The organism is Paenibacillus sp. FSL R5-0486 (genome assembly GCF_037975155.1).
Classification (GTDB): Bacteria; Bacillota; Bacilli; order Paenibacillales; family Paenibacillaceae; genus Paenibacillus; species Paenibacillus amylolyticus.
On record NZ_CP150237.1, the window covers coordinates 4,696,295 to 4,715,315 of the forward strand.

General features: G+C 47.7%; 14 protein-coding genes. 3 read left to right on the forward strand and 11 right to left on the reverse strand.

Annotated elements, in window-relative coordinates:
• Window positions 1-13 precede the first annotated feature (13 nt).
• Window positions 14-1,222 carry a HEAT repeat domain-containing protein gene (locus MKY01_RS20935; RefSeq protein WP_036614555.1) on the reverse strand — a complete coding sequence of 403 codons (1,209 nt, stop codon included), beginning with the start codon at window positions 1,220-1,222 and terminating at the stop codon, window positions 14-16.
• Window positions 1,223-1,248: 26 nt separating this feature from the next.
• Entirely contained in the window at window positions 1,249-3,474 is a 2,226-nt protein-coding gene (locus tag MKY01_RS20940; RefSeq protein ID WP_339283391.1) for a hypothetical protein, read from the reverse strand.
• An 856-nt stretch (window positions 3,475-4,330) separates the two neighbouring features.
• On the opposite strand from MKY01_RS20940, the gene MKY01_RS20945 reads away from it, so the two are divergent.
• On the forward strand, window positions 4,331-5,575 hold the full coding sequence (locus MKY01_RS20945; RefSeq protein WP_127545487.1) for a DNA polymerase IV: 1,245 nt from the start codon (window positions 4,331-4,333) through the stop codon (window positions 5,573-5,575).
• Window positions 5,572-5,913, forward strand: a complete 342-nt coding sequence (locus MKY01_RS20950) for a YolD-like family protein (RefSeq protein WP_047843669.1) — start codon at window positions 5,572-5,574, stop codon at window positions 5,911-5,913. The genes MKY01_RS20945 and MKY01_RS20950 overlap by 4 nt, the downstream gene beginning before the upstream one ends.
• 215 nt (window positions 5,914-6,128) lie before the next feature.
• Here MKY01_RS20950 and glsA read toward each other — a convergent pair whose 3' ends face one another.
• From glsA to MKY01_RS20995, 9 genes are all read right to left on the reverse strand, one after another.
• Window positions 6,129-7,070: a glutaminase A gene (gene glsA, locus MKY01_RS20955; protein WP_282320826.1), complete on the reverse strand. Its 942-nt coding sequence runs from the start codon at window positions 7,068-7,070 to the stop codon at window positions 6,129-6,131.
• A 143-nt stretch (window positions 7,071-7,213) separates the two neighbouring features.
• Window positions 7,214-7,696 (reverse strand): GNAT family N-acetyltransferase, encoded by a 483-nt coding sequence (locus MKY01_RS20960; protein ID WP_100527131.1) that lies wholly within the window; start codon window positions 7,694-7,696, stop codon window positions 7,214-7,216.
• 259 nt (window positions 7,697-7,955) lie between these two features.
• The gene (locus tag MKY01_RS20965) at window positions 7,956-9,191 is read right to left on the reverse strand and encodes an OFA family MFS transporter (protein ID WP_036675050.1); all 1,236 of its coding nucleotides are present in this window, start codon (window positions 9,189-9,191) and stop codon (window positions 7,956-7,958) included.
• Window positions 9,192-9,371: 180 nt separating this feature from the next.
• Complete coding sequence (locus MKY01_RS20970; protein ID WP_047843671.1) at window positions 9,372-10,172, reverse strand: LytTR family DNA-binding domain-containing protein; 801 nt, start codon at window positions 10,170-10,172, stop codon at window positions 9,372-9,374.
• A 10-nt stretch (window positions 10,173-10,182) separates the two neighbouring features.
• Window positions 10,183-11,844: a sensor histidine kinase gene (locus tag MKY01_RS20975; protein ID WP_282322139.1), complete on the reverse strand. Its 1,662-nt coding sequence runs from the start codon at window positions 11,842-11,844 to the stop codon at window positions 10,183-10,185.
• 542 nt (window positions 11,845-12,386) lie between these two features.
• Window positions 12,387-13,940: a sugar hydrolase gene (locus tag MKY01_RS20980; RefSeq protein ID WP_339283394.1), complete on the reverse strand. Its 1,554-nt coding sequence runs from the start codon at window positions 13,938-13,940 to the stop codon at window positions 12,387-12,389.
• Between the two features lie 13 nt (window positions 13,941-13,953).
• Window positions 13,954-14,790 (reverse strand): carbohydrate ABC transporter permease, encoded by an 837-nt coding sequence (locus tag MKY01_RS20985; RefSeq protein ID WP_017687468.1) that lies wholly within the window; start codon window positions 14,788-14,790, stop codon window positions 13,954-13,956.
• Window positions 14,787-15,665, reverse strand: coding sequence for a sugar ABC transporter permease (locus MKY01_RS20990; RefSeq protein ID WP_036614579.1), 879 nt, complete (start codon window positions 15,663-15,665; stop codon window positions 14,787-14,789). The genes MKY01_RS20985 and MKY01_RS20990 overlap by 4 nt, the downstream gene beginning before the upstream one ends.
• 84 nt (window positions 15,666-15,749) lie before the next feature.
• Window positions 15,750-17,081 (reverse strand): extracellular solute-binding protein, encoded by a 1,332-nt coding sequence (locus MKY01_RS20995; protein ID WP_339283395.1) that lies wholly within the window; start codon window positions 17,079-17,081, stop codon window positions 15,750-15,752.
• A 131-nt stretch (window positions 17,082-17,212) separates the two neighbouring features.
• Here MKY01_RS20995 and MKY01_RS21000 point away from each other — a divergent pair, with 131 nt between their 5' ends.
• Window positions 17,213-19,021, forward strand: a complete 1,809-nt coding sequence (locus tag MKY01_RS21000) for a sensor histidine kinase (protein WP_339283397.1) — start codon at window positions 17,213-17,215, stop codon at window positions 19,019-19,021.

Below are 19,021 nucleotides of genomic sequence, written 5' to 3' on the forward strand. Positions count from 1 at the left end.
TAATAGTAGATCCCTAAGCAGTGTAATCCCCTCCTACCGTAGCGACACCTGTGCGTTTCTTGCTGGTTCTGTTCTCTCGTACAGGGCCAAAATAGCGATCGTACAGCAGTCTTTTTTTGTTATGTGCAATCATCTGCTCTACAGCTCTGTCATCGGTTCTCGTGTGCTGCATGGTACTCTCAATCTGCTGCATCGCAATCTCGCGCTCAGCAACTGTACCTTGCACCGCAGCCTGACACAGCGCTTCGAATCCCGGTTCACCGAGCTTGCTCAGACTCTCCGCACTGTTATATCGAACTCTCCAGTCTTCATCCCGAAGCGCTTTGCGCAGCAATGGAATGCTGCCAGATGCATGCTTGTAACCAAGCGCTTGTACCACTTCGGCGCGAACTTCCGGATCGGGGTCCTGGATCAGCTTCAGGATTGTCTCATCCCGGAGTGCCGGACTTGCGCTAAGATACAGCTTCACCGCCTCGGCACGTACATCCTGATGTTCTGCGCCTACCAGTCTGTCGAGTGCAGGCATCACTTCAGGTACAGCCTGTCCCCACATGGCAACCAGTCCGACTTTGACAAAATCAGGATTCCGGTCTTCCAGCAATTCAATTAGAATTCTGCTCGTATCCAGACTCGTTTCGAGCAGAATATCTGCTGCCAGATGGTGAATGGACTTACCTTTGGTTAACAGCAAAGCGAGCATGTCTTTCAGTTCACCTTGCCGAGTCGTACATCTGGAGATGGATCGACCAATCATAATGGCCATCGGGCCCGGTTTCTCATCCTTCAGTAATTCCATCAAACCCGGAACGGCTTCGGGACAACGCATGCCACCCAAGCGATAAGCTGCATCAATCTGGCGACCATAACGCAGACGGCCCAGTTCCTTCAGATCATGCTCTACGAATCCTGCTTCACGGCACAGTGCGATTAATTTGTCGCGATACTCACCCTTGAACTGGTCGATCCATTCAATCAGTCTGTCCTGAATGACTCTGCGTTCCAGCGGAGCCAGTTTGCCTGGTGGCAATCTGAGTGGACTATTCTCAGTCAAGGCTGTTTGCAGATAGGTGAAATAGTCACGCTGCTTCAATTCATAAAATGCCGTCTTACGTCGTTTGCCATTGTGGGACATTTTCATGGCAAACAATACGATGACGCCTACAACAACAAGTGCGATACAGATGTACAAAAACAGATAGGCCAAAGCCAAACTTGGAAACATGTGAAAAGGTCCTCCTTTATACTCATTTATTCGATCTGAAAACTAGGAATTTTTTCATAATTCTTCTTCATTTTTTCGTAGCTTAGCTTCAGGCGTTCACTATACTGCACCTGCTCCCAAGGCTGCCAGCTATATACCGGCAATGTCTTCAGATCCAGGGTCGTCTGTTCACCCCCAGGCCAAGATACTTTCTTCGTGGCGCGGTCCGTTAACCACGGAATGAGGGTAACGCCTTCCACAGCAACTGTGGAGAACTCACGTCCATTCTTGAGCGGTCCATAGTCGATCGCTTGTAGCGAACTCGGATCACCGAACCCAAGCAGCATCCAGGGAATTCGCATCTCCACTTGATTGCCATTATACTGCCATGCCGTTAATGAATCCGTATCGGGCTGGTCGGGAGCCGTCGTTCCCCGCTTCAATGTTCCGACCTTTTCATTCATGAACGGTTGAGCAGATCGGGTATCCGGCGGTGTCATCCTTAGGCTGACTGCCAGATTCCATGGGTGGAACGAAACTGCGGAGTCTGACTCCTGATCTGGCAGCATGTCGTATCCATCCTTGCCATACAGACGCTGATTAAAGTCATAATCCTTGGCAATCTCCACCTGTGATTCTTCATCCTGCCCCAGTGTAATCACTGTCTCGAGACCATCACTGAGTGTCCGCCCCGGGAGTAACTTATCAGGCTGACTGCCTCCAGCAAGTGTATCTGTGCCAATTCGCAGCACTGTCTTCTCCGGGTCAAAAGGTTGATCCAAGGTCAGCCCAATATACAGATAAGCTTCATCATGGGTCATCTTCATTTCCTGAATGCCGTCCACTTGGCCCTGCCAGGTCTTGACCTCTTCATCCTTCAGATCATCCCAGTCATCCAGTGATCCGTCGATGGTCAACTGTTCCTGTTTACCAGGGTCCATGGCAAGCAGACCAAACATTTTCTCGTTTGTCAGTACGTTCAGCCAATATGCACGGCGATCAGCCGGGATTTCCAGTGGCATCGTGTTCCATGTTTTTTTGAACCATTCATCCTGCCACATGAACACAATCGCTCCCGAGTATCCTTCATCATAGATATCCTGCGTCAGTGACGCGTCAATATCTCCCTGCTCTACTTCGTTATGTCCACCCTGATTCCGTCCTCCCATACCCAGATGGGAAATACCAAGAGAAGAGGGTACGCCATACTCTGTAATCATTACAGGCATATCGGAAAACTCGGCTTTCAGCTTGCGCAGATAACTTTTGTACGTGTTGTACTCACCGTTCTCATCCTTGATGGTTTGGAGCGTTTTATCGATATGGAACAGATCCGGGTAATACGGGTACACATGGTAGGCTGCAAAATAACCTCCCTGCCACGCCTCCGGCTGAATATGTCGGGCATCCACACTGACGAGATCCTCTTCATACAGCGGCTCGCCGGGATGATCCAGCACATCGGTCGTTACCCAGTTGGTGAAGGTCATCGGATGTTCCCACCCATACTTCTTCTCCAGGACCGCCGTATGATCCAGCAGCTCTGCCAGCCAGTTCTCGAACGGTGACGCTTCTGGACTCGCCGAGAAATGAACTCCCTTGTACTGCGGCACGTCCGCATGTTTTGCGTTTGTGTTGTCTACCATTGCCGGGTCCCATTCCGTCCCCACATGCCAGGCCATCAGGTATTTTCCTGCATTCGTTTTGTATTTGCCGCTGGACTCTCCCTGCTTGGCAGGAATGTCCGCATCGCCATAGACAGCAGATACGGCCTTTTCAATCTCCTGCTTGAACGTCTGCTCAATATGGGCTGCATAGGCATCCTGTTTCTCAATCAGCTCTTCTTCAGGTGACCATATGCCCTGTATAAAATATAACGGTTGCTCCCGGCCGCGGTTATATTCGACTAATGCGGAGTAGAAAATCGGTTCGTGAACCGTGTATACCCGGATTACATTGGCTCCCAGATCCTCGATCTGCTGGAACCACCGCAAGTAATCCTCTTTGGTCAGCGGGAATTCTCCCGGGTAATGCCCCGGTGAAGTTGCGCCCAGGTTGACACCTTTGACGAACATCTCCCTCCACGTTCCATCTGGCCCGTATTCCATGAACCGGTCTCCATCGGTCTTGAATTTCATCTCCGTGCCGTTCTCCGCTGTGTACGTAACGAGCTTGGGTTGCATATAGTGCCATCCGGCAAATATCCCGCCAGTCACCACCACTGCTCCTGTCAACACCGTTAATAACCAGCGTCTTCGTCTTTGTCTGCTCATGTCTTTAGATTGCTCACCTCTCTATTATGCATCCTGCTTCAACACCGAATGGTCCAACATGAAGCATAGGAATCATTCCGCTTCGGATGTCCGCTTGGTAGAGATGTCAGCGGTGTAGTTCTCACTATAGCGCTAAGACTCTGCATTTGTAACTAGGCTGATGGAAGCAAACATGAAATGGAACATTCTGCCCATGATTCGTAAAAAGGTCCATCAACTACCACTCGGAAGCCTCTGGGATACCTCTGATTCCCAAACACTAATAATTGCTCGAATTGCATGGATTAGATGCCTGCTGATCTTGCACTTCTGGAACCTTTATTGTTATGTGCAACGCGGGTACAGGCATCGTTTTACGTTTGAACACATACCCCATTAAACGCGAGTCATATGTTAAAGTTGCGGACCTTTTTACAGTATTAACCATAAAGATTACAAAATTGATACTATAGTCCGATAACGCATCAGCGATATTCCGCGTCACATCAAGGTTTTCTGAAAAATGCAGAAAACCAAAAAAGGACGTCAGTCCCCCTCTATAGGACTGTACCCATTTATAACCCTTTTACAAAAACCTAAATGAACGCCCGGTCATCACCCAGAGGTCACAGATCTCTCACATTAAATGTAAAAAAGCACATCTTATTTCCTAATTTCTGCCTCTAATATGGCTAACCCATAATTGTGTCCAATTTGCAAAATAATTCCGGTTGCCGCATTTCGAATTGTCAGATATGCTTATAAAACAAGAACACTTGTTCCGTACTGTAAATAAACTGTTAATTATCGATGTTCAAATGAAAATAATTGCTTCTTAACATAAGAGCTTAGCATCACGAATAAGGAGAGAAGTCTTATGCCCCGCCAAGACAGACGTGTCATCATGCTGGCAGACTGCCAGTCATTCTATGCCAGTGTGGAGAAGTCTGCACATCCGGAATACAAGGACCGCCCCCTCGTAGTCGCGGGAGATCCGGCGCGCCGTTCGGGTATTATTCTTGCGGCCTGTCCACTCGCCAAGTCCTATGGAATTACGACAGCAGAACGACTGGGCGAAGCGCTCGCCAAATGTCCGGATGTTGTTGTTGTTCGCCCCCGGATGGCCGAGTACATTCGGGTGTCCCTTCATATTACGCGTATCCTTCAGTCTTACACCGATCTGGTGGAACCCTATAGTATTGATGAACAGTTCCTCGATGTCACCGGAAGCCTGGATCTGTTCGGCAGCCCCGAGACGATTGCGCGCAGCATTCAATCGAGGGTGATGGATGAGACGGGTGTGTACATTCGAATCGGTATCAGTGATACCAAGGTCGTTAGTAAGATGGCCTGTGATCTATATGCCAAAAAACTCCCTGGCGGAATCTGCACGTTGCCTCGCAAAGATCTGCCGTCCACCATCTGGCAGAAGCCTGTACGAGACATGTTCATGGTTGGTTCCCGCATGGCGCAGCATCTCTACAAGATGGGGGTTCACACCATCGGTGATCTGGCCCAGACCCCACTGTCCCGACTGAGAGAACGTTGGGGTGTGAATGGCGAGGTACTGTGGCGTATCGCCCGCGGTATTGACGATTCCCCGGTCAAACCCGGGACATATGCTCATCAGCAGCAGGGAATCGGACATCAAATGACGCTGCCTCGGGACTATGACTCCTGGGAAGATATCAAAGTGGTACTGCTTGAACTGGCGGAACTCGTCAGTCGACGTTCCCGGGACAAATCACTCATGGGCCATGTCGTCTCGGTTGGATGTCGCGGACAGGATTATGATCGACCAACCGGTTTCTCCCGCCAGATGAAGGTGAATGAACCCACCAACATTACGGATGAAGTATACGATGCGGCAGCAGCTCTGTTCCTGCGCCATTGGGACGGATTACCCATCCGCCGCATCAGCGTGTCATTGACCGGACTTGTACCCGATTCCGAAGTGCAACTGTCCTGGTTTGATGACCGCGAACGCAAAAGAGAACTGGAACGTGCCACGGATGATATCAAGCGCAGGTACGGAGATACTGCCATTATGCGGGCATCTTCCCTCTGCTCGTCCGCGCAAGCCCATGAGCGTTCTCATAAAATTGGAGGTCATTATAAATGAGTAAAAAATTGCAGCAAAACGGTATCTTCGAGTCCTCACGCATGATGCTCCCCGAACACCGGGAAGCCTACATTCTTCATCAGGAACAACTTGCTCCTCGTACCCGCCCATCTCTGGATGCCCAGGCCGCGGAAGAAATGTCCCGTTTGCTCAGCAACTCGATGATGCTTGGAGATAGGGTCACTATTACCGTGTTTCACGAACATGATGATATTCGTTACACGGGGCAAGTGCTTCGACTGGACCGTCCGGCTCGTACCCTCAGACTGCTGATGGAAGATGGGTCCAGGGATATTCAGATGAACCTCATTACAGATGTGGCCCTAGCCGATGACTGAAGGGAGATATACACACCCCGATGTTGCGGATGTTCCATGATAGGTGCAGCATTGCCGTTGCCATGCAGGACTGTCTTCCTACACTCCCTGGTGAATACCAAAAGTAGCCGACGAGACATATCCAGACCATTCACTTCGTTCTAAAGAAGCAAAATATCGGATACGTGATTCATCGGCTACATATGAGGGTATAGTTTCTTTTTTCAAAAAACTTCTTAGAAAAAGCTCCAGTCGAACTCCTTGGACAGACGCTCGAGCAGATGCACGCCGGCAATACTGTTGCCTTTGCGATTCAGAGCCGGGCCAACAAGACCTATGCCGAATTGTCCCGGTACAAGGGTCAATATCCCTCCGGATACTCCACTTTTGGCGGGCAAGCCGACCTCGATGGCAAATTCGCCTGATGCATTATACATACCACAGGTGGTCATGAAGGTTTTGGCAATCTGAACATAGCGACGAGGGATGAGTTCTACTCCCGTAATTGGATCTGTTCCATTATAGGCCAGAACGAGTGACATTCGAGACAGATCTGCACACGTCACTTCAATGGAGCAATGACGGAAATACACGGCAAGCACGTCTTCAACGTCATCCTTAATGACCCCGTTGTGCTTCAAAAAGTAGCCAAGTGAACGATTCATATGACCGCTCTCCGATTCGGACTGAAACACCTCTTCGTTATAGCCCAGCTGATCATTATTCGCCAGTTTGCGGAAAAACTCCAGAATGCGGCGTGATTTCTCTTCCTTACAGTCTCCTCCAACAAGCGAGGACACCGTAATCGCACCCGCATTGATTAATGGATTAAACGGGATTCCGGGTTCGACTAGTTCAAGCTTGATCATCGAATCATAATCGTCGCCTGTCGGTTCTTTTCCTACATTAAAGAAAACTGCTTCTTCCCCATGATCCATCAGGGCCAGAATAAGGGTAAATACTTTGGAGATACTTTGCATCGTAAATGGAACACCGCAATCCCCTGCCGACACATGGTTCCCTTCGGCGTCCATGATATGTATACCGAGCTCATCCTGAGAGGCTTTCACAAGCTCCGGGATATAAGAAGCCACCTTACCTTGCCCGGTGTGCAAACGACTGGTCTCCAGCCACTCCGGCAGTAATGCATTCAGACGTTCCATGGTTGAATTGCTCATATGTCATCTCCTCCACATCTCTATATAAGCAAGCATCTTGCATGAAATGTACATGGGTGAACCCATGCACCATGATGATAATGAGTTCCAGCCATCTCATGCAAGATGTCCTGTATTATCTGATTACCCTCAGAACAGTTCCTTTACCGCTTCGTTTGAAGATTTAACTCCAAAATCTCACCAGGAAGACCATCGTAATCACCTGTCCAGGTGGATACAAAGTTCTGTCTGGTCAAGATCCGGCGGGAAGCAGCGTTACCCGGATCGATAACTGCATAGAGGGATCCAATCCCTGCGGCTTGTGCCTGAATAATCAACCGTGACGCTATGGACGTGCCTTGACCTTTGCCCCAATGTTCAGGCAGGATCATGTAACCTATCTCAGCCTTGGTCGGGTCCTCCTGATCCGGAATCAATTTGGCATATGCCACACCGGCACCATCTTCACTAAATACCCGGTAATGTCCGCAAGTGGAACGCTCATTAAAATCCAGCATGGACTCGAATTGTGATCTCGCCTCTTGCTCCGGTATTGCACGTTCTGTAATCTGTTTCATTACTTCCATATTGGAAACCAATGCATAATAATCATTAAAATCAGGTTGTGTGTATTTAATGAACTTCATGATATGCCTCCTCTGGGGTACATAACTTATCTTGGTCTTGTTGAATTCACCTAGAGTATAACAGATGCGAATGCTGGAATGCACACAAGGCAACACGCTTGCAGCCAGCCAGATGATCCGACAGGCCAACAAGTCAGCAATCTGACAACTGTAGATACCAAAAAGCGGCCTCAACTGGAGACCGCTTTGTTTACTTTGTTTTTAATTTGCTTTTTAAGATGAAGAAATCTCCTCAGTTCCGTACTTCCAGTGCATGTTGTTAGCTTGCCCGTGATGAAGGGTTAAGGTTCATCTGTTTTTCACGTTGACGAGCACGACGACCTTCACCTGGAGGGGTGATGATCAGTGCGAGCAACAGCGAGACAGCGCAGAGTACAGCAATCACGATGAAGGTTAGATGGAAGCCGCCCAGCAAGGCGCTGATGAATGATCCTGCCAAGGCACCAAATCCAAATCCCTGATAGATCACACCATAGTTTTTGCTTTGATTTTTCAGTCCGAAGTAATCGGCCACAATCGCCGGGAATACCGTAATGTTACCGCCAAAGCAGAATGCAACGGCCGCCACACAGGCGAAGAAGATCCCGAAGGTCAGTGGAACCAGACTAAGTGTCATGACAGCTACGGCTGTAACCAGCAACGCACCAGCGATGACTTTCATTCGTCCTACTTTATCCGACAGCGCACCGAGAATAATACGTCCTGCCGTGTTAAAGATTGCAACCATGGCCACTGCGTTTGCAGCGGTAGCTACATCAAGACCTGCAAGCTGTACACCGATATCTTTGACAATACCGATCAGGTACAGACCGCTCATACACGCCGTGAAGAAAATAACAAACAGCATATACGCTTCTTTTGTACGCAGCATCTCTTTTACCGTATAGTCATGACGTGCTACGACTTGTTTGGATCCTTCCTTGCTTGCCGGAGCCTGTTCACGAACAACCGCTTCACGGATCAGGAATGATCCCGCAACCACCAGAACCAGAACGATAATGCCCCAGTACATAAATGCCTGAGCAGGACCAACGGCACCAATCAATGCCGTGTTCACATATTTGAACAATAAACTACCAGTACCAAAGGCGCCGACCGAGATCCCCGAGATTAGACCTTTACGCTCCGGGAACCATTTGATCAGATTAGACAGCGACGTAATGTACGCCGTACCATCTGCAAAACCAACAACAAATCCAGCCAAAATGTACAGCAGTGTTAGCGAAGTGACTTGGGAACTCAGAATAAGACCCAGCCCAAGCACAACCCCGGCTACACGGATCAGGCGCTGAAGACCCCAACGTTCCTGCAACCGACCTGCAAACAATGTGGCAAATGCCAAAGCAAAACTGGTAATTGAAAAAGTTATGGCGACCGAGCTGACGTCCCATCCGAAACGATCAGACAACGGTTGATTAAATAAACTCCAAGTATAGATGGTTCCAAGACCCATTTGTACAATGATGGTCCCCAATACAATAAGCCAGCGGTTCATTTTTGTAGGTGCAGAAGTTGATTCAGGTGTTGATGAAACGGATGAAATGGTTGCTTTCATCGTGATCTCCCCTTTGCCGATGTCATATACATGAATGCGTTCACAAGCTAATCATACATGAAAGGGGATTCATCACACCGTTTTGAGCATGAGTTGCATCAGATGCGGAATGAAATGCTTCTAGATGCGCATGAGTTGCCTGAATTCTTTGACCTTCCCACGACTCACGGGCACTTCAGCTTCCAAATCGCGCAGGCGGAGCAGATACGTATTGTTGAACCAAGGTACAATTTCACGGATTTGCGACAGATTTACGACGTACGAACGGTGGCAGCGAAAGAACGTATCCTGTGGCAGACGGCTGTGAAAATCCGATATGCTCACTGGCATGGTGAACTCCCCATTTTTGGTATATACCTTCGTCACTTTCTCTTGTGCTTCCGCATAGTAGATATCTGCCGTATCCGTAACAATAATATTGTCATTCCGCAGCAAATTAATTCTTCTGTCTGTATGGGAATTCGTATCTCGTTCTCGTACCAGTTCACCATGCGCAGCAGATCCGTCCGCCGTAGGGGCTGGTCCATCCTCAACATGTTGCTCCACCGGCGCATGATCACGTTTGAATGCAAGTTCCAGCTTATGGAGCATTGCAGCAATTCGTTTTTCGTCATACGGCTTCAGAATATAATCAAATGCCTCCAACTCAAAGGCTTCCGCTGCATGTTCCTTATATGCCGTAGTAAATACAATGTAGGGTTTCGTTGCAAACTTTCCAATATGATGGGCCAGCATCATACCGTCCAGCGAGGGAATATTGATATCAAGGAAAATGACATCTACTTCTTGTTCCTGCAAAAATTTCAGTACATCTAGCCCGTCTTCAAGGCGGTCCACCACTTCAATCTGACTATGTTCCTGGATTAAATAATTCAATTCCTCACTCGCCAGAATCTCGTCTTCCACAATAAGAGCTCTCATTGATCCATCATCACCTTGTTACGACATCTCCTTTGGGCACATCAAATAAAATATCCGTTCCTTGTTCCAGCCTTGTAATGGTTACACCTTGTCCGTAGATAAGCTTGACCCGGCGATGCACATTATATAGCCCGATCTGGTTACCAGGCATGCGGTCATGGTAAACACGTTCAATTATATCTGCACTGATTCCTGCTCCTGTATCACTGACACTGATTCGCACAAACTCCGGATAATCCTGTACCCGAATTCGAACAGTCCCAGGTCCTTTGACCTTGAGAATGCCATGAATAATTGCATTTTCGACGAGCGGCTGGATAACAAGACTCGGAATATGCACCGCGACCTCATCAATGTCATAGATCACGTTAAGTCGGCTACCAAAGCGAGCTTTCTCAATCTCTACATAATTACGGACCTGCTCCAGTTCCTTATGAATATCGATTAACTCATCCGACAGCTCCAGATTGTAGCGCATGTACCCGGATAGGTTCACAATCAGCTCCCGAGCACGATCCGGTTTGGTTCGGATGGACGATGCAATCGCATTTAGCGCATTAAACAGAAAATGAGGATGAATGGTAGTCTGTAATGCACGCAGCTCTGCTTTGTTGGCAGCAGCCTTGATCTCTTCTACCCGAGATACCTCCATCTGGGTCGAGATGATCTGCGATAGACCTACAGCCATTGTTTGTAATGGATACGTAATTTTGTACGCTTTGCGATAATAGATTTTGAGCGCACCTGTAATGTCTCCTCGTTCTTTGAGCGGAATGATTAACAGCGAGTGGATATCGGGTGTTTTTTCATCAATCACATCATTACTGATCGTAATCTCCCCGCTGGATATCGTCTTCTTGGTCATCTCACTTATAATCTCATTACCGATATGATATCGTTCTTCACCAAATCCTACATACGCCAGTACATTCCGGGTATCCGTAATTGCAACCGCATCGGCCTGAATATCCTCCTGAATAATCCGGCAGATTTTGCGCAGAGAATCCTCATCAATCGAACGGAAATAAGGCAAAGTTTTGTTTGCAATCTCCAGTGCCAGCTTCGCCTGACGAGCTGCAATCATCTCTTTTTCCCCTTCGACACTCTGTACCAAGAGCACAATCAGCCCAATGTTGACTTCACCCAGAATCATAGGCAACGCAATCTGCGAGACAATATCGGCACCCAGTGGATCGGGATAGGAAAATAGCAGGATTAATAACATCGTGAGCGCTTCACAGATCATTCCAGCACCAATACCGATGATCCATCGCTTGGGCTTGGGCGTGTACTTATGTATATATCCGGAGACCAGACCCGCCAGGATACTTGTGATCAGACACGGTATAGCTGTGACTCCATCCATATCGATCAAATACCGATGTACCCCGGAGACAATACCCGTAACAATACCCACAGGCGCTCCGAACAAAATACCACCCGATAACACGGCGATGATCCGCACGTTCACCAGTGAACCTTCAACATTAATGCCCGTATATGTCCCAAAAATGGCAAAAGCACAGAATAACAAGGTAACCGCAATAGACTCCTGCCACCTTAATTTCCCCTTTTGCAGAATCTGCCTAAACCTTGGCACCCTCGACAGAAAGAATAAAAATATAATCAACAGCGCCGCCCGTTCAAATAAACCCAGCAGCATCGTAAACATTTCCAATCGTACTTCCTCCACATCTGTTTGAAAAATAAAATGCATATCGACACAGCCACGCCTTTTTGAAAGAACATCCAGGACATTAATCCATAAAGCTCGTATGCAACAGTTTACCGCTCCCCCCGGAGGAAAGCAAAGTCCATCCTGTGAAAAAACATCAACAAGACAGCACCATGCATGCATATGATAGTTCATCCCTTAACTTCTATGAAAATATCCGACTCCAGAAAAACCTAGGTTATAATTAGTTGTCATGTTATTCCAATTATTCCCGATCGCTCATCGGCGATTGTCCTGCGAATAATCTTAAGCATCTCAACTCTGGCACTCATCGTTCAAGTCTACAACCTTAAAGGAAACCCATATAACTTTATTTTAATATTCGTATTTATCGCTTCATTAATAGCCAACTCGTTCTTTTAACGTTACGAACAAAAACAGATAAAAATAAAAACAATAGGCCATGGCAGGCTCTATACTATCTGAAACTAATCCAAAAAGGCCAACCAGACGTACCTGATTGACCTCAAGTCCAAAATTCATGAAAAATTTCGCCTGATAAAATAACTTGACGTGCAGCTCCAAGCATGGCAATAACTGTTGACCAAATTGCTACCATAAGGAGAATACGTATTGTCGTCCGGGTCGTAGAGCTCCCAGAAGGTGTCCGCCCCATCTTTTAGCATGCCGCCCCAATACCTTCGGATCTGCTCCAGTGCCTTCTCCTCTTCCCCGCACATTATTAATGCATCAACATAATGATGAACCATGTACGGCGTGGTCATGCCAATAGCTTCTTCGTTACTCATTAACCGATCAATTAATTGCCGGGAAGCTGGAGCATCCATTATCTCAGCCAGTACCATCCATACTTGCGATGCCCAGGATACCTGTCTTTTTTCACCACTGACGAAAAAGCCCTGCTCACCATCCCACAGATATGTGAGGGCTGCTTGCTCAGCGTCTTTGATGTGTGCGTTAATCCATTGCTCATACTCCGGCAACTCTAGTTCTTTGGCAATCGACCTTCCCCTTTTCATACTATAGATGAGAACTGCCTGAGCACCGGCCTGTTTATTTAGTTCTTCATGCCAGTCCAGAAAACAATACCATGTATCGTCATCCCTTACGATGCCCCGCTCATCAAGTCGTTTAAGCCCAATCTCAATCTGTTCTCTAGCCACCGGCCAAAGTTCTTCCAACGTTTCCCTGTCCTTGGTAGCTTCAAAATAGTCCCATAATGTCGCAATAAAGAACAACGCATAGTCATATAGGTAAATGTCGTCCACGTACGGTTCTGGTTGTTCGTACAAACAGGCTCCTACCTGGCCGCCTTCCAGTCTCGTTCCGGCAAAGAGATAGAGACAGCGCTTGACGAGATCATTACAGCCGAATGTTTCATAATTGACGAGGGCCTGAAGGCGAAGATCTCCGATCCATAAACGTCGATCGCGCTTCGGTCCATCTTCGAATACCATCTGCATGCAATCCCGGAGTGTCTTCACGGACACGCGATCTATTTCCAGCAGCTCCGTGTCGATACCTTCAGGCAATTGAGGTACTGCCCCTATGTCTGCTGAGGTCACCGTCAAGCAATATATATCGTTAATTCGAATATCGTAACGGATCGACGTTTCTACCACCTCGATTTTCAGATACCGAAAGGCATACCGACGGTCCAGTGTTAGCGTGCCAGGTAACACGTCCACATTCACGATCTCATCTTGAAGCCATGAACGGCTAAGCCAACCCGAATATTCTGCAAAATCCTCACCGACCTCACAGGGCATTTCTCCAAATGTGAGCTTCAACCTGAGAGGTGCATCTGCATTACTGCGCTCGTTAAGAAGCGACAAGGACAGATAACCGACGAGATGCTCCCCGAAATCCAGCGTAACACTGTCTCCCTTGCACAGCACTTGATCCGATAAGTGTTCTGCTAAGCCTATTGGTTCGATACGCCATCCCTGAAAAGCTGACGCATCCGGAACTGCGCTCACGATATGTTCCGGATAGACCTTTTGCTGGCGAAGCTCCGGCATCAGACCCTGCGCTTTTTCCAGCCAGGCTGTGTTTATCACTTTTTCACTCATTGCAGTGCCCTCCTTATCCTTTGACCGCCCCAACGGTCATACCACCGATAAAATATTTTTGCAGGAACAGAAACGCCAGCAGCAACGGTAGCGCGCACAGAAAGCACGCTGCAAACAGGACATTCCACTGCGTGGGATTTTGCTGATCGCCCAAAAATCCGAGCATGGCCAGCGGTAACGGTGAATCTCCTGCGCTGGAAATAAAGATCATATTGAAGAAATAATCGTTCCAGATCCAGACACCTTGCGTAATAATGACCGAAACCGTTACCGGAATGAGTAAGGGGAACACGACGGTCCAGAACCGTTGGAATAATCCCGCCCCGTCGATGTGCGCCGCTTCTTCTACCTCCTCAGGCACACCGCTTCGAATGAAGCCCGTGTACAGGAAAGTTGAAAACGGCAGACTGCACGTAATGAACATGAAAATAGGCGTATATTGATTCGTTGGGATATGAAGCGCATTAATCATTTGCACGATCGGTATCAATACCATTTGCGCAGGTACCACAAGTCCGGACAAAAAAAACAAATACATGAACTTACTTAGCTTTGTCTTCAAACGGGCCATCGGGTAGGACGCCATTGCCGCAAACAGGACAACGAACACGACCGATACGCCGGTTAACACCACGCTGTTCCATAGCGCTTCCGGAAAGTGCATGCGGTCGAAGGCAGCCTTGTAACTTGCAAAGGACATCTCCCGGAACAGGACCAGCGGATTTGTGTTGTTGCTTGGATCTCGGAGTGATGTCGAAAAGGCAATAATTAACGGAATCAGGTTTAACGCCATCACCAACAGCACAACGACCTGAACGGACCCTTTCCCCAAAACTTTACGAAGCGTCATGCCGACACCTCCCGTTTGTTCATTTTCAGGACAAAAACAGCGGTAATGACGATAATTACGGCAAAGGAAATGACACCAAGAGCCGAAGCTTTACCAAAGAGTTGTTCGGTAAATGCCATCTTGTAGATGGTATAAATCAGCGTGTTGGTAGCCGTGCCGGGACCGCCATTCGTCATGATAAACGGGAAGTCGAACGCTTTGAGTCCATTGATCAAACTTAACGTCACGTTGATTGTAATTGCTGTTGCCAGTAATGGAATCTTCACATGGCGCAGCAATCTCCATGAGCCGCAGCCATCAATCCGTCCGGCCTCCAAAAGGTCGCTTGGAACAGTCTGTAGTCCTGCAAGGAAGATAATCATTGTCGTTCCGATCGTCTTCCAGATTTCCACGAAGATAATAGAATACAGCGCGGTCGAGTAATCACCCAGGAAATTCAGTTCATTTGCGATACCCAGTTTATCGAGAAAGGAAGAAATCAGCCCGTAATCCGGCATATAGACGTAACTCCACAAAAAGCCGACGACAATCGCACTGAACAATGTGGGAATATACGCCAGGGAACGGTAAATCCCGGTTCCTCTTATTTTCATATTTAACAGCAAAGCCATTGCCAAACCGATGATATTGCCAGCTATGACGGTGACGAATGTATAGATCAGTGTATTTTTTAAAGAAATGCCTAGGATGTCGCTCCGGAACAATTCCTTATAGTTGTCGAAACCGATATAGTTATAGGCTTGGGCGTACCCGTTATAGTCCGTTATACTGTACTGGAACAACCGCAGGATCGGGAAGATCCAGAAGGTCAGGTAGAAGATCAATGCCGGCAAAGCAAACCAGTACATGGACTTTTTCATTACAGTAGAGCTCATCCTGCTCCATCCTTTCCAAGAGGGCCTGCGGCAAGGGAGAAGGACAATCATTCTCCCCTTTACAGCAGACAGCATCGTTTTGTTCTAGTTTTTCCACAGCTCTCTAAACTTGGTTTCCATGGCGTTTGCCACATCTTCTGGTGTTGTTTTCTGTCCAGCAATAATCTCGGCAAACTTTGCTTGCATGACGTCCGATACTCCTGCTGGCCACATCTGGTTGCTGAAGTAGATGGAATTTCCAGTTTGTTGATAATTGTCATTCACTTCCTTGAACAATTCATTTTCAAGTTCTACGTCCTTATAGACGCTGATGGAACTGTTGGCTTCCACAAATGCTTTGAACAGATCGGATTCACCATCAAACAGGTAGTTCAGTACTTCCTTGGCTGCATCCAGGTTTGCCGATTTGGCGTTCAAAGCGTATCCGGCAGATGTTGCAGCAGATACAAACACCGGCTGTTCCGGCTCGTTACCTGGCAATGAAGCGAATCCGCGAGTAAAATCGGTAGCGCCTTTGGACGTCATGGAGGCATAATCCCATGTTCCCGTAAAGGTCATGGCTGCTTTCCCGTCGATAAACAACTGTGCAGATTGGGCACTGCCAATACCAAGCGAGTTTTTAACGACGTAGTTGTTATCATAGAGCTCTTTGTATTTCGATATCGTTTGAACCCACTTTGGATCAGTCAGCGATTTTTCGCCGTTCTGCAGTTTGACATCAAAATCCAGCTCATTCGGATACACGACATTGGCCGCAATCGGATACATACCGAATTGGATCATCCAAGGGTCCTTGTCACCCATCGCAATTGGTGTTACGCCCGCTGCCTGCAACTTTTGGCATAAGTCCAGAAACGAAGGCCAATCCTTCGGAAACTCGGAATATCCCGCTTGTTGTAACAACTCCTTATTGTAGTAAACGCCCAAGAAGTCCAAACCTTCGGCCACCCCGTAAGGTTTACCCTCATAGGACATATCTTCCTTCGCTCCTTGGCTGATGTTGTCCCAGAACTTCAGATCTGACAGATCTGCAGCGAAACCAGCCTTTGCAAAATCAATGACACCGCCAGCCGCATTCTTCGGGAAAATCCAGAAAATATCCGGTCCCTGTCCAGCCGCAAGCTTGGTTCGAACAGATGTATTGTATTGATCATCAGGCAACTTTTGTACTTCCAAGTTAATGTTCGGGAACTTCTCTTTGACTAGGCGCGGCAAGGTCTCCAGCTCAAAATCCTCTCCCTCGGATGCCTTGTTTCCCGAAAGCATCATCGTCAGCGTAATTGGCTTTCCTGAATCATCTGTACTCCCGTTATTGGTATCCGTACCGCCCCCCTCCTCGCTACTGGAGCTGCATGCGCTCAGAAACATCATGAGCAGTACCAAAGTTAGGGACCACAGTCGTTTTCTTTTTTTCATCTTGTCATTCCCCCAATTCATGTTTATTCTTGCTTTGTGCACATTCTCATCATACGGTGGGCAAAAGTGCATTTGCTTTGGCTCGTATGGTGCACTATTTTTAGAATTGACAAATGGCGGGAGGAGCACGTATGATTCTGTTCAACATCAAAACTAAACTTTTTCTGGTCCTCGTCCTCGTATCGATCGTGCCAATTATCGTTGTTTCTGTCAGTTCCTATCGCAGTTACACGAAGCTGGTGAATGAGCAGACCTCTCTCGTGACGTCGACAACTATAGGCAATTCGGTCAAGAGCATGGAGGAAATTTTGCAGAACATCGACCGGATCTCCGTCACACTCCTTCAGCAGTCTTCCAATGCAACCGCTTACAGCACTGTGAGTGATGAACTAATCAAGTTGAACGGTACCAACGATCAATATGAAATCTTCATGATCCGCAGCAAATTGAAACTGATCTTTGAAAACATTCTGCTTGGTTACAATTACATCAATGGTTTGTACCTTTTCACACCTGATGGCAAATGGATAAGCTATGGCAGTAGCGGCACAGACCTACGCCTCGATTATGTCGCACTTCGCGATGAGTGGTATCTGGATACGATCCAGCGCAAAGGCGATTTGTATATTGGTGAAGTTGGCGTCAAACCTTACATCATTAACGCCAAGGAATCCATTGGCTTCTCCAGAGCCCTCTACGATCCCAACAACAACGAGTTCCTAGGCGTGTTTATGCTGGATTGCAGTATGAACATTTTTGACGGTCTAAAACGTAATCCGGCACCAAGCTTGTCCAATCTATATCTGGCGAACGACGCTGGCGAGATCCTGTACTCCAGCGACGGAAGTAGAGTTGGCACTCCTCTCTCCGATACTCTGGCTGCGGCAACGCATCAAGTCGGCAACAGTTCACAGTACAAATCAATCCAAGATAACATGATGACGGTAATCCAGAAAGTTCCCGGCCGCAATTGGAACGTGATTGCCAACATCTCTATGGATCGGCTGTATGAGGAGTACAACATCTCACAAAAGTTGCTGTTATACGTGGCCGTAAGCTGTGCCGTCATTTTCCTTCTACTTTCCTTTTTCTTGTCCAACCTGATCACCAAACCCATCATCGAATTGACCAAACTGATGCGCAAAACCAAATCTCATCGTTTTGTGACCATCAAGCCTCAAGTAACAAGGCAAGTCGACGAGATTGGAATCCTTTACCATGAGTTCAACAAAATGATGAAAGACATCGATACGCGTATCCGAGAAAGTTACCAGAATAAAATCCTCATGCTGGACTCCCAGATGAAGGCATTGGAAGCACAGATCAACTCCCATTTCCTCTACAATACGCTGGAGTCGATTAATAGCATTGCCGAGATCGAAGAAGTTGAGAGTATTGTGGTGATGACCAAGTCACTCGGGGACATGTTCCGCTACAGCATCAAAACGGACAGCGAGCTGGTCGTGGTCAGCGAAGAACTTCAGCATGTAGAAAACTACATGGCCATCCAGCAGATTCGGTATGGTGACAAGTTCGCGTTCAACCTGAATGTGGACCCGGAAATTCGGAGTCGTCGCATGCTGAAACTTCTGTTGCAACCACTCGTGGAAAATGCCATCTATCACGGGTTGGAGAACAAACGTGGGAAGGGTACCGTTACCATTACCGGGTTGTTTCAGGGGGACAGCATCGTGTTCGAGATCTGGGATGACGGCGTGGGCATGTCCTCAACACAAGCGGAGGAACTTCGACAATTGCTCCAGCAGCCACCTGAATTCATCGCCGTTGGTCAAAGGCATAAACAAAGCATCGGCATCAAAAACGTGCATTCACGAATTGCTTTGTATTACGGAGAGGATTACGGCCTTTCGTTTCATACCGATTTGAATACAGGAACTCGAATTACACTCGAAATTCCGGCCAATTGGGAAAAGAGGTGA

What these genes read in the sequence shown, in the direction of transcription:
- MKY01_RS20970 (WP_047843671.1), bottom strand. Translation starts at nt 10,172, where the DNA reads ATGAGAGCTCTTATTGTGGAAGACGAGATTCTGGCGAGTGAGGAATTG.
- MKY01_RS20985 (WP_017687468.1), bottom strand. Translation starts at nt 14,790, where the DNA reads ATGACGCTTCGTAAAGTTTTGGGGAAAGGGTCCGTTCAGGTCGTTGTG.
- MKY01_RS20960 (WP_100527131.1), bottom strand. Translation starts at nt 7,696, where the DNA reads ATGAAGTTCATTAAATACACACAACCTGATTTTAATGATTATTATGCA.
- MKY01_RS20950 (WP_047843669.1), top strand. Translation starts at nt 5,572, where the DNA reads ATGAGTAAAAAATTGCAGCAAAACGGTATCTTCGAGTCCTCACGCATG.
- MKY01_RS20980 (WP_339283394.1), bottom strand. Translation starts at nt 13,940, where the DNA reads ATGAGTGAAAAAGTGATAAACACAGCCTGGCTGGAAAAAGCGCAGGGT.
- MKY01_RS20940 (WP_339283391.1), bottom strand. Translation starts at nt 3,474, where the DNA reads ATGAGCAGACAAAGACGAAGACGCTGGTTATTAACGGTGTTGACAGGA.
- MKY01_RS20990 (WP_036614579.1), bottom strand. Translation starts at nt 15,665, where the DNA reads ATGAGCTCTACTGTAATGAAAAAGTCCATGTACTGGTTTGCTTTGCCG.
- MKY01_RS20965 (WP_036675050.1), bottom strand. Translation starts at nt 9,191, where the DNA reads ATGAACCGCTGGCTTATTGTATTGGGGACCATCATTGTACAAATGGGT.
- MKY01_RS20945 (WP_127545487.1), top strand. Translation starts at nt 4,331, where the DNA reads ATGCCCCGCCAAGACAGACGTGTCATCATGCTGGCAGACTGCCAGTCA.
- glsA (WP_282320826.1), bottom strand. Translation starts at nt 7,070, where the DNA reads ATGAGCAATTCAACCATGGAACGTCTGAATGCATTACTGCCGGAGTGG.
- MKY01_RS20935 (WP_036614555.1), bottom strand. Translation starts at nt 1,222, where the DNA reads ATGTTTCCAAGTTTGGCTTTGGCCTATCTGTTTTTGTACATCTGTATC.
- MKY01_RS20975 (WP_282322139.1), bottom strand. Translation starts at nt 11,844, where the DNA reads ATGTTTACGATGCTGCTGGGTTTATTTGAACGGGCGGCGCTGTTGATT.
- MKY01_RS21000 (WP_339283397.1), top strand. Translation starts at nt 17,213, where the DNA reads ATGATTCTGTTCAACATCAAAACTAAACTTTTTCTGGTCCTCGTCCTC.
- MKY01_RS20995 (WP_339283395.1), bottom strand. Translation starts at nt 17,081, where the DNA reads ATGAAAAAAAGAAAACGACTGTGGTCCCTAACTTTGGTACTGCTCATG.